At 65.0% G+C, this 12,942-nt stretch carries 14 protein-coding genes; all 14 read left to right on the top strand.

Annotated elements, in window-relative coordinates:
* Window positions 1-184: 184 nt before the first annotated feature.
* The 14 genes from gspC to ENJ19_03170 all read left to right on the top strand — a co-directional run bounded on the left by gspC (window position 185) and on the right by ENJ19_03170 (window position 12,413).
* Window positions 185-1,093 carry a type II secretion system protein GspC gene (gspC, locus tag ENJ19_03235; protein HHM04739.1) on the top strand — a complete coding sequence of 303 codons (909 nt, stop codon included), beginning with the start codon at window positions 185-187 and terminating at the stop codon, window positions 1,091-1,093.
* Between the two features lie 373 nt (window positions 1,094-1,466).
* Window positions 1,467-3,485 (top strand): type II secretion system protein GspD, encoded by a 2,019-nt coding sequence (gene gspD, locus ENJ19_03230; GenBank protein ID HHM04738.1) that lies wholly within the window; start codon window positions 1,467-1,469, stop codon window positions 3,483-3,485.
* Window positions 3,482-4,999 carry a type II secretion system protein GspE gene (gene gspE / locus ENJ19_03225; GenBank protein ID HHM04737.1) on the top strand — a complete coding sequence of 506 codons (1,518 nt, stop codon included), beginning with the start codon at window positions 3,482-3,484 and terminating at the stop codon, window positions 4,997-4,999. The genes gspD and gspE overlap by 4 nt, the downstream gene beginning before the upstream one ends.
* Window position 5,000: 1 nt before the next feature.
* On the top strand, window positions 5,001-6,221 hold the full coding sequence (gspF, locus tag ENJ19_03220) for a type II secretion system protein GspF (GenBank protein ID HHM04736.1): 1,221 nt from the start codon (window positions 5,001-5,003) through the stop codon (window positions 6,219-6,221).
* Window positions 6,222-6,300: 79 nt separating this feature from the next.
* Window positions 6,301-6,684: a type II secretion system protein GspG gene (gene gspG / locus ENJ19_03215; protein HHM04735.1), complete on the top strand. Its 384-nt coding sequence runs from the start codon at window positions 6,301-6,303 to the stop codon at window positions 6,682-6,684.
* Window positions 6,650-7,246, top strand: a complete 597-nt coding sequence (gene gspH / locus ENJ19_03210; protein ID HHM04734.1) for a type II secretion system protein GspH — start codon at window positions 6,650-6,652, stop codon at window positions 7,244-7,246. Before gspG ends, gspH begins: the two co-directional genes overlap by 35 nt.
* Window positions 7,185-7,634 (top strand): type II secretion system protein GspI, encoded by a 450-nt coding sequence (gene gspI / locus ENJ19_03205; protein HHM04733.1) that lies wholly within the window; start codon window positions 7,185-7,187, stop codon window positions 7,632-7,634. Before gspH ends, gspI begins: the two co-directional genes overlap by 62 nt.
* Entirely contained in the window at window positions 7,631-8,230 is a 600-nt protein-coding gene (gene gspJ, locus ENJ19_03200; GenBank protein ID HHM04732.1) for a type II secretion system protein GspJ, read from the top strand. Before gspI ends, gspJ begins: the two co-directional genes overlap by 4 nt.
* Window positions 8,231-8,233: 3 nt before the next feature.
* On the top strand, window positions 8,234-9,160 hold the full coding sequence (locus tag ENJ19_03195; protein HHM04731.1) for a general secretion pathway protein GspK: 927 nt from the start codon (window positions 8,234-8,236) through the stop codon (window positions 9,158-9,160).
* Window positions 9,160-10,353 carry a type II secretion system protein GspL gene (gene gspL, locus ENJ19_03190; GenBank protein ID HHM04730.1) on the top strand — a complete coding sequence of 398 codons (1,194 nt, stop codon included), beginning with the start codon at window positions 9,160-9,162 and terminating at the stop codon, window positions 10,351-10,353. Before ENJ19_03195 ends, gspL begins: the two co-directional genes overlap by 1 nt.
* Window positions 10,350-10,835, top strand: coding sequence for a type II secretion system protein M (locus ENJ19_03185; protein ID HHM04729.1), 486 nt, complete (start codon window positions 10,350-10,352; stop codon window positions 10,833-10,835). Before gspL ends, ENJ19_03185 begins: the two co-directional genes overlap by 4 nt.
* Window positions 10,832-11,590, top strand: a complete 759-nt coding sequence (locus ENJ19_03180) for a type II secretion system protein N (protein ID HHM04728.1) — start codon at window positions 10,832-10,834, stop codon at window positions 11,588-11,590. The genes ENJ19_03185 and ENJ19_03180 overlap by 4 nt, the downstream gene beginning before the upstream one ends.
* A gap of 170 nt (window positions 11,591-11,760) precedes the next feature.
* Window positions 11,761-12,048, top strand: coding sequence for a hypothetical protein (locus tag ENJ19_03175; protein HHM04727.1), 288 nt, complete (start codon window positions 11,761-11,763; stop codon window positions 12,046-12,048).
* Complete coding sequence (locus ENJ19_03170) at window positions 12,009-12,413, top strand: hypothetical protein (protein ID HHM04726.1); 405 nt, start codon at window positions 12,009-12,011, stop codon at window positions 12,411-12,413. The genes ENJ19_03175 and ENJ19_03170 overlap by 40 nt, the downstream gene beginning before the upstream one ends.
* Window positions 12,414-12,942: the final 529 nt, after the last annotated feature.

The following is a 12,942-nucleotide window of genomic DNA, read 5'->3' as shown; positions in this document are numbered from 1 at the left end:
TAGCGCGGCACAGGGATGTGCCGCCATTGGCGCAAGTCAATGCGAGCCCGCGAAATACCAGCCATTTCGCACAATGGCGCCCGTATTTCGCGGGCGGCAATCAAACAGGTCAGGACGACCTGTTTGATTGCCGGGTTAATAATTTTGAGCTGCCATGCCGATGGACGTATGATGCGCCGTTGGTATAAGGGAACGCACGTTGGCCTTGGACTGGAAGGATAAGCTCAGCCGTCTCGGCGCCGGTGGTGCAGCGGGGCTGCCGGGCCTGGTGACATTGCTGCTGGGTGCCATGCTGGCTTACCAGGCCGCTTCCCTGACCTGGACGCTGTTGCCTCCGCCGGACAACGCCGCCCCCCCGCCGCCGCGGACGGACGTTGCGGGCGGTGGGCAAGCTGCCGGAAACGACGCCGTCAGCCTGAGCCGGGCCATCGCCGCGCGCCATTTGCTTGGACAAACGCAGACCGTGCGCGTTCGCCCGGTGGAAACCGCCATTCCCGAAACCCGCCTGCGCCTGACCCTGCGCGGGGTCATGGCCCTCGACGACAGCGGCACCGGTGCCGCTGTGATTGCCGATCCCGCCGGCAAAGAGGCGCTGTACCATGTCGGTGATACCCTGCCCGGAGGTGCGAAGCTGAAGGCGGTGCACCCCCAGCATGTGGTGCTGTCCCGGCGGGGACGCCTGGAGACCCTGCGGCTGCCCCGCAATGCCGTCAGGGTAGGCGCCACCCCGTCCCGGCGGCGCCCCGGCGCCGCGCCTCCCCGCGTGGCGCCGGATGCCGGGGCCAGGCTGCGTAGCTACCGGGACCAGTTTCTCAAAAACCCGGCCAGTCTGGCGGGCCTGCTCAGGGGTGAGCCGGTGCGCCGGGGGGGACGTTTGATCGGCTTTCGGGTACGGCCGGGACGGGATGCCCAGGTGTTGTCCACCTTTGGCTTGCGCGACGGCGACGTGATCACGGCGGTCAACGGCATCAAGCTGGGGGAACCGGGAGGCACCGTGAAACTCATGCGCGAACTTCCCAGGCTCAATCCCGTGGTGGCGGAATTTCAGCGCGACGGCATGCAGCAGTCGGTGACCATCACCCTGCCGCCATGAGCGGGCGGCCAGTGGGGGGACAGGAGCGAAAATGACGCGTTAAAATGAAACGTTGTCTGAATTGTTCCGCGCCCAGCGAAGCGGCCCGTCACGCCGTTGCAGCCGATGCGCGATGCAGTTATCAAAAACCAACGCGGGGATCCGATTTACTGAGACATAACGACAACAAAGCCTCATTTCAGTGCATCCCCCACGTCCCGGCCCGGCGTCGCGGCTCCTGAAACGGGCCGGGCCCTTCCCGGCGAGCCGCGCTTTGTGGGCAGAGCGCCTGGAGAGTTGTTGTAAGGAGGCTCCCAGCTTGTCGTTTGTTTTTTAAATTGAGTACCCAGGATTGCGAGCTGCCGGGTTCGCGCAACGCCAGGATTTGCACAGCATGTTCACATGGATTCGATTTCAAGGACGCAGGTGGCGGCGCTACGCCGCAGTGATGGCGCTGTGGACTTTGGGCGGCGCGCTTGCCGCCCAGACCATGACCCTGAACTTCAAAGACACGGACCTGGAATCCGTGATCGGCTGGGTGGCGGAGCAAACCGGGCGGAATTTCGTCATTGATCCGCGGGTCAAAGGGAAGGTGACCATCGTCTCCGGCAAGCCCCTCAACAAAAAAGAAATCTACGAAGTCTTTTTGTCCGTCTTGCAGGTGCACGGGTTTGCCGCGGTGGACAGCGGCGAGATCGTCAAAATCGTTCCCGATGTGAATGCCAAGCAAACCGGCTTGCCTCTCGCCGACCGGCGCTTTCCGGGCCAGGGGGACGAGATGGTCACCCGGGTCATCCCCGTGGATCATGTGTCCGCCGCCCAGCTGGTGCCCATTTTGCGGCCGCTGGTGCCCCAGCAGGGGCACATGGTGGCCTACCAGCCCAGCAATGTACTGATCATTTCCGACCGGGCCGCCAACATCGACCGCTTGACCCGGATCATTGCCCGCATCGACCAGCCCAGCGTGGAAGACGAAATCGAAGTCATTCCCCTGCAACATGCCTCGGCGGCGGAAGTGGTGCGCATCCTCACCGCGCTGGAACAAAAAACCCGGCCCAGCGGCCAGCAAGCCGCGAGACAGGACATTCCCACCCTTATTGCCGATGAACGCACCAACACCATCTTGGTGAGCGGTGGCAAATCCAAGCGTCTGCGCCTGCGGGCCATCGTCTCCCACCTGGACATCCCCCTGGAACGGGAGGGCAACATCCACGTGGTCTATCTGCGCTACGCCAATGCCAAGGAACTGGTGCCCGTGCTCACCGGCATCGGTGAGAGCGTGTCCAAGGAAACGCAGGCTAAGAAAGGCAAAACCGCACCGGCGCGGGGCGCCGGCTTCACCATCCAGGCAGACGAGGCCACCAATGCTCTGGTGATCACCGCCCCCATGGAGGTGTTCCGTTCCCTGCAGGCGGTGATCCGGCAGCTGGATGTGCGCCGGGCCCAGGTGCTGGTGGAGGGTGTCATCGCCGACATTTCCCTGAAGCGGGCGGCAGAGCTGGGAGTGCAGTGGGCGGCCAATGCCGTTCCCGATCGGGAAGGGCCGGTGGGGGTGACCAACTTCGCCTCCGGCACCGGCTCCAGCATTGGTGAAATCGGCGGCGCCATTGCCGCCAATCAGGTGCCTGCCATTCCTGAAGGCCTGACCATGGGCATCGGTCGCTTCGTTTCCGACGGCTTCAGCATTGCCGCCCTCATCCGCGCCCTGCGCGGTGACGGCACTTCCAACGTGCTCTCCACCCCCAGCCTGCTTACCCTGGACAACGAGGAAGCGGAAATCGTGGTGGGTCAGAATGTGCCTTTCATCACCGGTTCGTTTACCAACGTGTCCGGTGCGGCGGCCCCGTCCAATCCCTTTCAGACCATCAAACGGGAGAACGTGGGGGTGACCCTGAAGGTCAAACCCACCATCAACGAGGGCAGCACCATCAAACTGGAGGTGGAACAGACCGTGGACAGCCTGGCCGCCAGCTCCGGCAATGCGGCGGACGTGATCACCAACACCCGCTCCATCCGCACCACCGTGATGGTGGATGACGGCGACGTGGTGGTGCTGGGCGGGCTGCTCACCGATGATTTGCGGGAAAATGTGCAAAAAGTGCCAGGCCTGGGGGATATCCCTCTGCTGGGTTCTTTGTTTCGCTATAAAACCACCACCAAGGACAAGACCAGCCTGATGGTGTTTTTGCACCCCGTCATCATGCGCGACCCCGAGTTTGCCGCCCAGGTGACCAATGCCAAATACAACTTCATGCGCGCCCAGCAATTGGGCCTGCAGGAACGCGGTGTGGCCCTGCTGCCCGGCGAAGCCGTCCCGGTGATGCCCAGCATGAAAGCCCTCACTGAACTGCCTGCGCCCTTCGATGCGCAAGGGCCGGACCCGCAAACCGCGGACCCCGCCGTCGCGCCATGACCGGTCTGCCTGTCGTTCCTGATATTGCCGCCCCGGCGTCCGCCGGCACGCGGCGGCTGCCCTTTGCCTTTGCCAAGCGCCACGGGGTGCTGGTGGAGCGTTTTGACCGGGGCGAGGCCGTGCTGCTGTGCCGGGCGGGCGCCAGCGTCCACAGCCTGGCCGAGGCGCGGCGGTTTCTGGGCGTGCCGTGCACGGTGCAACGGCTCAGCCCGGAAGATTTCGACACCCGGCTGCAGCAGGCCTATGAACACGGTTCGGCCGAAGCGGCCGAACTCATGGGTGATTTTGGCGATGAACTGGATCTTTCCCGCGTCGCCCAGAGCCTGCCCGAGCCGGAAGATTTGCTGGAAAGCGAGGACGACGCTCCCATTATCCGCCTGCTCAACGCCCTGCTCACCCAGGCGGTGAAGGAAAATGCCTCCGACATTCACATCGAGCCTTACGAAAACCGCCTGGTGGTGCGCTTCCGGGTGGACGGCGTGCTGCGCGAGGTGCTGGAGCCCAAACGGGTGCTGGCGCCGCTGGTGGTCTCCCGCATCAAGGTCATGGCCAAGCTGGACATTGCCGAAAAGCGCCTGCCCCAGGACGGCCGCATTTCCCTCAAAATCGCCGGCCGGCCGGTGGACGTGCGGGTTTCCACCATCCCCTCGGGCCACGGCGAGCGGGTGGTGATGCGTTTGCTGGACAAGCAGGCGGGGCGTTTGGATCTGGAACATCTGGGGATGGCGTCCGCGTCCATGGGTTTGATGGACAAAATCATCCACCGGCCCCACGGCATCATGCTGGTCACCGGCCCCACGGGTTCCGGCAAAACCACCACCCTGTACGCCGCGCTGAGCCGGCTGAACAACCGCCGCCGCAATATCATGACGGTGGAAGACCCCATCGAATACTATCTGGACGGCATCAGCCAGACCGCCGTCAACCCCAAGGTGGACATGAGCTTTGCCCGCGGCCTGCGGGCCATTTTGCGCCAGGATCCGGACGTGGTGATGGTAGGTGAAATCCGCGATCTGGAAACGGCGGAAATCGCTGTGCAAGCCAGCCTCACCGGCCATCTGGTGCTCTCCACTTTGCACACCAACACGGCGGTGGGCGCCGTCACCCGATTGCGCGACATGGGGGTGGAGCCCTTTTTGCTCTCCTCCAGCCTCATCGGCGTGCTGGCCCAACGCCTGGTGCGGCTGCTCTGCCCCCAGTGCAAACAAGCCCATGAGGCCAGCGAGGCGGAATGCGAGCGCTATGGCCTGCCCCGCTCGCCACGGCCCACTCTATACCTGCCCCAAGGGTGTGCCGCCTGCAAGCAACTGGGCTACGTGGGCCGCACCGGCATCTACGAGCTGGTGGATATCGACGAAAACATGCGTACCATGATTCACGACGGCGCCGGCGAACAGGCCATGGAAGCCCACGCCCACGCCCGCCACCCCAGTCTGTTCCAGGACGGGCTGCGCCGGGTGCTGGCGGGTGACACGGCGCTGGAAGAAGTGCTGCGCGTCACCCAAGAGGGCTGAGATGGGCGCCTTTGAATACACCGCCCTGGATCAGCGCGGCAAGGAACGCAAAGGGGTGCTGGAAGGCGACACAGCGCGCCAGGTCCGCCAGCAGCTGCGCGACAAGGGCTGGGCGCCCTTGGGTGTAAGCGAAATCCAGGGGCGGGACGAGGGCGGCCCCAAGGTGCGCCGGGGGCTGTTCAGGCGCGGCATCAGCACCACCGACCTGGCGCTGGTCACCAGGCAGTTCGCCACCCTGGTGCGCTCCGGCCTGCCGGTGGAAGAAGCCTTGCAGGCCCTGTCCCAACAAACGGAAAAAGCCCGCCTCAAGAGCATCCTCATGGCGGTGCGGGCGCGGGTGATGGAGGGCCATCCCCTGGCCGACGCCCTGGCGGAGTTTCCCCATGTGTTCCCCGATTTGTTCCGCGCCACCGTCTCTGCCGGCGAGCAGTCCGGTTTTCTGGACGCCGTGCTGGAGCGGCTGGCCGACTACACCGAAACCCGCCAGGCGTTGAGCCAGAAGACCACTACCGCTCTGGTTTATCCCGTATTGGTGGTCATCGTCTCTGTGCTGGTGGTCGCCTTGCTGATGGTTTATGTCGTGCCCCAGATCGTGCAGGTGTTCGAAGGCATTGGTCAGGATCTGCCTCCCCTCACCGTGGGCCTCATCGCCCTCAGTGACTTTACCCGTGACTACGGTCTGTGGTTGCTCGGCGGTTTGGTCCTGGTGTTTTCGGTGCTGCGCTGGATATTGTCCCGCCCCGGCCCCAAACGCCGCTTCCATGGCCTGTTGCTGCGCCTGCCGCTGGTCGGCCGGCTGGTGCGGGGGCTCAACACCGCCCGCTTTGCCCGAACGTTAAGCATCCTGGCCGGCAGCGGCGTGCCGGTGTTGGAGGCCTTGCGCATTTCCTCGGAAGTGGTGAGCAACGTGCCCATGCGCAGCGCCGTGGAAGACGCGGCGCGACGCGTGCGCGAAGGCGCAGCCCTTCATACCGCCTTGGAGCGCAGTGGCTATTTCCCGCCCATGACCCTCCACCTCATCGCCAGCGGTGAGGCCAGCGGCAAGCTGGAAGCCATGCTGGAACGGGCCGCTACCAGCCAGGAGCGGGAAATGGACGTGCTCACCGGCACCCTCACCGAACTGATGGGGCCGCTGTTGATCCTGATCATGGGCGGCATGGTGCTGGTGATTGTTTTGGCGATACTGTTACCCATTTTCGATTTGAATCAACTGGTCAAATAAGCCGACGACAGAGGGACACACCGTGACACGCGAAAACTCAATTCCGCCCCGGCAAGCCGGTTTCACCCTGATTGAAATCATGGTGGTGGTGGTGATACTCAGCATCCTTGCGGCCATCGTGGTGCCGCGCATCATGGACCGGCCGGACACGGCGCGCATCGCCAAGGCCCAGGCGGACATCCGGGCCCTGGAAAGCGCCTTGAATCTGTACAAGCTCGACAACCACGATTACCCCAGCACCGACGAGGGGCTGGAAGCGCTGACGGACAAGCCCGCCGATGCGCCGTCGTGGAAAGAAGGCGGCTATATCGACCGCCTGCCCAAAGACCCCTGGGGCCGCGACTACCAATACCTGAACCCCGGCGTGCACGGCGCCATCGACGTGTTCTCCCTGGGCGCCGACGGCCAGCCGGGGGGCGAAGGTGTGAATGCCGACATCGGCAACTGGAATCCCGAGGGCTAGCTGTTTGACGGTGCATGCGCTTGCGCCACGCCGCTGCTCGGGCGGCTTCACGCTGCTGGAAATTCTGGTGGTGGTGGTCATCATCGGGGTGTTGATCAGCTTTGCCGTGTTGTCCGTAAGCCGCCCGGATCCGCTCAGGGAAGAGGCCCGCCGCCTGGCGGCCTTGCTGGAGCTGGCGGCGGATGAAGCCGTGCTGCAAAGCCGGGAGTTCGCAGTGGAGTTTACCGCCGACGGCTACGCGTTCCTGGCCTTTGACGGCAAGCAATGGAACGCCATGGAGGAGGAAATGGCCTTCCGCTCGCGCCGCTTTCCCGACGGCACCGTAGTGGATGTGGCGGTGGAAGGGGAAGCGGCCACACTGGGCGCAGCACCGCAATCCGGCGCGGAGGAAGACAAAGACCAGGATGCACCCGCCACCGGGCCGCGCATCTTTCTTCTGTCCAGCGGCGAAGCCACGCCTTTCACGGTGACCCTGCGCCGCAGCGGTGAGTTGCACGGCTATGAAATCGCCGGCGACACTCAGGCCCGCATCCGTTTCCACGAACCGGGCTCGGATGATTAGTGCCATGCACGGGCGGGGGTTCACCCTCATCGAAATTCTCGTGGCCCTGGCCATATTGGCCACGGCGGTGGCGGCGATGGTGAGCGGCATCAGCAACCACATCAACAATGCGGCCTATCTGCAGTCCCGCACCCTGGCCCATTTTGTGGCGCTGAACAAATTCACCGAACTGCAAGTGGGCGGCGAGTTTCCCGGCGCCGGCAGCCGCAGCGGGGAAACCTTGATGGCCGGGCGCAACTGGCGCTGGGAAGTGGACATCTCCACCACCGAAGATCCGGATGTGCACCGCCTGGACATCGCCGTCTACAGTGAACGGGGCAGCGAAAATCCGCTGGCGAGCATGGTGGCCTACCTGGGCCGGCCCGGCAAGAAGACGGTGACGCCATGATGCGCGCGCGCGGTTTCACCCTGCTCGAACTGCTGGTGGCCCTGTCCATCTTCGCCCTGGTGGCGGCCCTGGCCTACCAGGCTTTGGATACCGTGCTCAACGCCGAGGCGCATACCAGGGAACGGGCCGAGCGCCTGGGTGCCGTGCAGCGCGCCTTCGCGCGCCTGGAACGGGATTTGACCCAGGCCGTGCCGCGCCCCGTGCGCGACGCTCTGGGCGGTGAGGAGCCGGCCCTGCGGGGGGGAGGCGCCGGCGTGGAAGTCTTCTCCCTGACGCGGACCGGCTGGCGCAACCCCCTCGAGCGCCCGCGCAGCCATTTGCAGCGCGTGGCCTATGTTTATCAGGGCGGCGCGCTCAGCCGCCGGAGCTGGCCGGCTTTGGACCGGGGGCCCGGCGCCGAGCCGTACGAAGAAACCTTGCTGGAAAACGTGGACGCGGTGGACATCCGCTTTTTGGATGCCGCCCGCCAGTGGCAACGTTTCTGGCCGCCTGCCGGCGCGGAGGAGGACAAGACGGCCTTGCCCCTGGCGGTGGAACTCAGTCTGGACCTGAGCGACTGGGGCCGCCTGACGCGGCTGTTTCAAGTGGCGGGCTGAGCGATGGCGCGGCGGAGCAACCGGGGCGTGGCCCTGATTACGGCGGTGTTGATCACTGCCTTGGTGAGCCTGACGGCGGTGAATATGGCCGCCCGCCAGACGTTGGATTTGCGCCGCACCGCCAACGTTATTGACGGCGGCCGGGCCTATGCCTTCGCCCTGGGGGTGGAAAGCTGGGTGCGGCAGGTCCTGCTGCGGGACAAAAAGAGCAGCACTACCGATCATCTGGGCGAAGACTGGGCCGTGCAGTTGCCCCCATTGGAAGTGGAAGGCGCCACCGTGGGCGGCCGTTTGGAAGATATGCAGGGACGATTCAATATCAACAATCTCTTGGGCGAGGACGGCGGACCCAGCGCGCTGGACGTGCAGCGCTTCCGCCGCCTGCTGGATCACTTCAACGCACCGAAGGAACTGAGCGACGCCGTGGTGGACTGGCTCGATGGCGACAGCGACACTCACTTTCCCGGGGGCGCGGAGGACGGCGACTACCTGCACCGCCAACCGCCCTACCGCGCCGCCAACCAGACCATGGTCAGCCCCAGCGAACTGTTGCTGATCAAAGGCTTCGACCGTGAAATCTACCGGCAACTGGCGCCTTTCATCTGCGCCCTGCCCACCCGTACCGCCATCAACGTCAACACCGCGCCGGCGGAAGTGCTCATGGCCCTGGCCGACAACGTGAGCCGGGAGGATGCGGAGATGCTCATCGCCGAGCGTGAGGAAAGCGGTTTTTCCAGCGTGGAGGCCTTTGTGCAGCACGATGCCCTGGCGGGGCGCGGGGTGAATGAAGACGGTTTGTCCGTTAGCAGCGACTACTTTCTGATGGACGCCCGCACCACCTTTGGCCGCGCCCGGGCCCACTTGTACTCCCTGCTGAGGCGCACAGAGGAGGGCACCGACGTGCTGTGGCGGGCCAGGGGGGCTTACTAGTGCGGCCGCTTTTCATCATCCGTCTCGACGAGGCCATGCAGGCCTCCTGGCTGGACGCCGACAGCCACCTCGTCCGGGGTGAGCTGCGGGAGGCCGCGGCGCCGGCCGCCGGGCGGCGCGTGGTGGTGCTGGTGCCGGGGGAGCAGGTGTTGCTCACCCAGGTCCGCCTGCCCACGCGCAAGCGGCAAAAAGCCGCCGCCGCGGTGCCCTATCTGCTGGAAGACCAGGTGGCCGGCGATGTGGAGACTCTGCATTTCGCCCTGGGCGTCCAGGACCAGGCCGGCCGCTGCGCCGTGGCAGTAGTGGACAAGGGGCTGATGGAACAGTGGCTGGCCGCATTACAGGAGGCGGGCCTGCGGCCGGCCGTGCTCATGCCCGACGTTCTGGCCCTGCCTCGCGCCGAGGGTGAATGGACCCTGGTTTTGGAGGGTGGACGGGCGCTGCTCCGCACCGGGCCGGGAACGGGTCTGGCGATGGAATCGCAACATCTGGACCTCATGCTGGAGGGCGCCCTGGCGGAGGCGGAGGGGGAGGCACCGGCCGCCTTGCGCCTGTTCGCCGGCCCCGGCGGCCGGGCCCCGGACCTGGCGCGTGCCGGCCTGACGGTCAACGTGAAACCCCTGCCCGGTGCGTTGCTGAATCTGGCGGGCGAGACGTTGGACGAGCGCGATGGCATCAACTTGTTGCAGGGAACCTACAGCGTCCGCGAACAACTGGGCAAGGCCTGGCGGCCCTGGCGACCGGCGGCGGTGCTGCTGCTGGCAGTGCTGGCGTTGCAGGCAACGGTCACCATCGTGACCTACCGCAGCGCCTCGGCGGAACTCGACGCGCTCCGGGACGAGGTGAAGCGGATTTATCTCGATGCTTTTCCTGCTGCCAGGCGGGTGGTCAACGTGCGGGCCCAGACGGAGCAGCGTCTCAAGGCCTTGCGGGGTGGTGGCAAGGGCTCATTGTTCATGGGTATGCTAGCCCGGGTCAGCGCGGCACTGACGGCCGCGCCGGGGGCCGCGGTGCAGCGCCTGGCTTACAAGGAAGGCGAGCTGCAACTGGCCCTCACCATCGGCGATCTGCAACAACTGGAACAACTCAAGACCCGCTTGCAGCAGGAACGGCTGGACGTGGACATCCAATCGGCCACCTCCCGCAACAAACGCGTGGAAGCGCGTCTGGTGATACGGGGGACGGCCTCATGAAAGACTGGTTTTTGGGCCTGAGCCCGCGGGAGCGGGTGATGGTGGCGGGCGGCAGCGCCCTGGTGTTGGCGCTCATGACTTACACTTTGCTGTGGGAGCCGCTGGTGCAAGACCTGGCACGGGTGGAACAGGCCCTGGCGGAACAACGGGACTTGAAAGTCTGGATGCAGGGCGCCGCGGAAGAGGTCCGGCGGCTGCGCGGCAGGGGCGCCGGGGGACAAGCCGACACCCGCTCCCTGCTGGCGGTGGTGGATAACACCGCCCGCCAGGCCCGGCTCAGCGGCGCGGTGAAACGCATTCAGCCCGACGGGCAGGCCCGGGTCCGCGTCACCCTGGAGCAGGCCTCGTTCGACGACCTCATCCAGTGGCTGGGCACCCTGGAAGCGCGCAAGGGCGTGCACGTGGCGGAACTGACGGTGGACCGCCGCGAGCAGGCCGGCCAGGTCAACGCCCGCGTCACCCTGCGCAGGTCAGGCGGATGAAGGTGACCCTGCGTTATGCCCTGGTGGGTGTGCTGCTCTATGCCTTGTTTCTGGTGTTGACAGTGCCCGCCGCGCGGGTTTATCCCGCCTTGCAAGACAGCTTGCAAGGGGTCGCTTTATACGACCTGGACGGCACCCTGTGGCGGGGCCGGGCGGCCGTGGTGCAAAGCGGCCGGTTCCGCTTCGACGATGTGCGGTGGTCTGTCAGCACCGCGGCCCTGCCAGGGGGGCGGCTGGAGGCCGATCTGCGCTTCAAGTTCGGCGGTGACAGCCAAAGGGCCACCGTGGGCCGTACCCTGGGGGGCATTCTCTATGCCCGCGACACCGTTTTGCGCATCCCCGCCGCTGCGCTGGAATCCCTTATCGATTTCCCCGGCGCCCGGCTGGGGGGGCGCCTCGATGTGGATCTCAAGGGTTTCGAAATGCGCGCCGGCCGCCCCCGTTCCGCCCGCGGCGTGCTGCGGTGGCGCAACGCTGCCCTGCGCGCGCCCGTGGCGGTGGAACTGGGTGGGTTCAAGGCGGACATCAGCACCGAAGGCGAGAACATCCGCGCGCTCATCGCCGATACCGGCGGCCCCTTGCAGGCGGAGGGCTTGCTCACGTTGAGCACTGCCGGGGAATACCGGTTCACCGGCTATTTTCGTGTACGCGATGCCAAACAGACTGCTTTGGTGCAAGGCCTGCAGTTTCTTGGAGAGAAGGAGGCGGACGGGCGGATAAAAGTGGCCCTGAGCGGGAAGCTGCCGGCGCTTTGACCCCTTGCTGCCTGCGGGCCGGCCCTGTCAACCCTTGCTCCGGCGGCCGGGCGGGGCGTATAGTCATTTGTGCAGTCTTAAGGAAATCTGCGAGCATACCGACACAAACGGAGTTGGCCAGCATGGCATCTCAATCCCTGACATGCTCACCTGAGCATTTTCACCCGAACATGAACAGCAGTGACCCAGACGCGTCTTCCCTGAAGACATCCTCGCAAACCCAGGCGGCGGGAACACCCACCCCGGAGCGCTCATCTTCCCAGGGCCGCCCCTGCCGCGAGAGCTGTGAATCCGAATTTTCCTCCCGACTGATCAGGCCCGCCACAATGAACGAGCGTTTGCGCGACTGCGATACGTACGAAGAAAAATCGCGGCTGCTGCGGGATATTATCGACAATAATCTCAAGGTGGCGGCGCAATGGGCACGGACGATCCGTCAGCGGGTGGAAGCGCTGTAAAGCAAGCTGTTGCCATTGCCAGGGGTTGGGGCGGCTTCTTCAAAAACCTGCTGAATTTAAACGATCACCTCCACGGCCTGGACGGCACTGTCCGGCGTCTGGGTTCCAGCCTGGAGGAAGTGTCCCGCGCCCGCAGTGCGCTGGAGAAAGAACTGCTTGGGTACAGCACACGCCTCACCCACGTGGAACAGAGGCTGGGTGAAATCAAACAAGAGCTTAACGCCACCCGCGATAATCTGATCCAACTGCAATGCCAGGTGGGTGCGCAAGGCGACACCGTGCTGGCGGACGTGCTCAGGGCGCTGGAGTGTCTGACGAAGAAAGTGGATGACCTGGCGGCCAGGACGGACGGGCCGTCAAAATAGGCGTCACCCCCGGTCATTTTGAATTCCGCAAGCACCTCCTGGTAGAACCCGGCCATGCGGCGAGTCTCGACCGTGCCCGCCGCCCGCCTGGTTGAAGCGCAGGCAACCGTTGAATTCCAGCTGATCAGAGCGCGTAGAGAAGGTGTTTGGGCGGGCACGGTCATATGTCATTCCTTTTGCCGCCAGGCGGCCGTAGCATCGGCTGGCAGCACGACCTTGGGATGACGAAGGCAAGAAGATTTCGTGAATCTGACGAATACTGCGCCTAGCCCGCATCGCTCACCGATCATCTGACTTCGGCGTTATTTAGTGCCGGGATGTGGCCGAGACGACCCGAGAGCCCCTTCCTCGTGCCAACGCGCTTGCCAGGATGGCGATTCGCGTGCTTTTTGGCTCTCCGACATCGCCGGGAGGGTGCTTTTTCGACCGGGCAGGCGTACCCGCCCCTCAGCACCGGTGTCTGATGGCTTGTGGCGGCGTTGTGGGATAGGGGAAGGTCTATCCGGAGGGCGACCAGGGGGGGTGGCGG

This window comes from Gammaproteobacteria bacterium (genome assembly GCA_011375345.1).
Classification (GTDB): Bacteria; Pseudomonadota; Gammaproteobacteria; order DRLM01; family DRLM01; genus DRLM01.
This window is presented reverse-complemented; position numbering and strand designations above follow the sequence as displayed.

What these genes read in the sequence shown, in the direction of transcription:
- gspF (HHM04736.1), top strand. Translation starts at nt 5,001, where the DNA reads ATGGGCGCCTTTGAATACACCGCCCTGGATCAGCGCGGCAAGGAACGC.
- ENJ19_03170 (HHM04726.1), top strand. Translation starts at nt 12,009, where the DNA reads ATGGGCACGGACGATCCGTCAGCGGGTGGAAGCGCTGTAAAGCAAGCT.
- ENJ19_03195 (HHM04731.1), top strand. Translation starts at nt 8,234, where the DNA reads ATGGCGCGGCGGAGCAACCGGGGCGTGGCCCTGATTACGGCGGTGTTG.
- gspG (HHM04735.1), top strand. Translation starts at nt 6,301, where the DNA reads ATGGTGGTGGTGGTGATACTCAGCATCCTTGCGGCCATCGTGGTGCCG.
- ENJ19_03180 (HHM04728.1), top strand. Translation starts at nt 10,832, where the DNA reads ATGAAGGTGACCCTGCGTTATGCCCTGGTGGGTGTGCTGCTCTATGCC.
- gspD (HHM04738.1), top strand. Translation starts at nt 1,467, where the DNA reads ATGTTCACATGGATTCGATTTCAAGGACGCAGGTGGCGGCGCTACGCC.
- gspI (HHM04733.1), top strand. Translation starts at nt 7,185, where the DNA reads ATGAAATCGCCGGCGACACTCAGGCCCGCATCCGTTTCCACGAACCGG.
- ENJ19_03185 (HHM04729.1), top strand. Translation starts at nt 10,350, where the DNA reads ATGAAAGACTGGTTTTTGGGCCTGAGCCCGCGGGAGCGGGTGATGGTG.
- gspJ (HHM04732.1), top strand. Translation starts at nt 7,631, where the DNA reads ATGATGCGCGCGCGCGGTTTCACCCTGCTCGAACTGCTGGTGGCCCTG.
- gspH (HHM04734.1), top strand. Translation starts at nt 6,650, where the DNA reads ATGCCGACATCGGCAACTGGAATCCCGAGGGCTAGCTGTTTGACGGTG.
- ENJ19_03175 (HHM04727.1), top strand. Translation starts at nt 11,761, where the DNA reads ATGAACAGCAGTGACCCAGACGCGTCTTCCCTGAAGACATCCTCGCAA.
- gspE (HHM04737.1), top strand. Translation starts at nt 3,482, where the DNA reads ATGACCGGTCTGCCTGTCGTTCCTGATATTGCCGCCCCGGCGTCCGCC.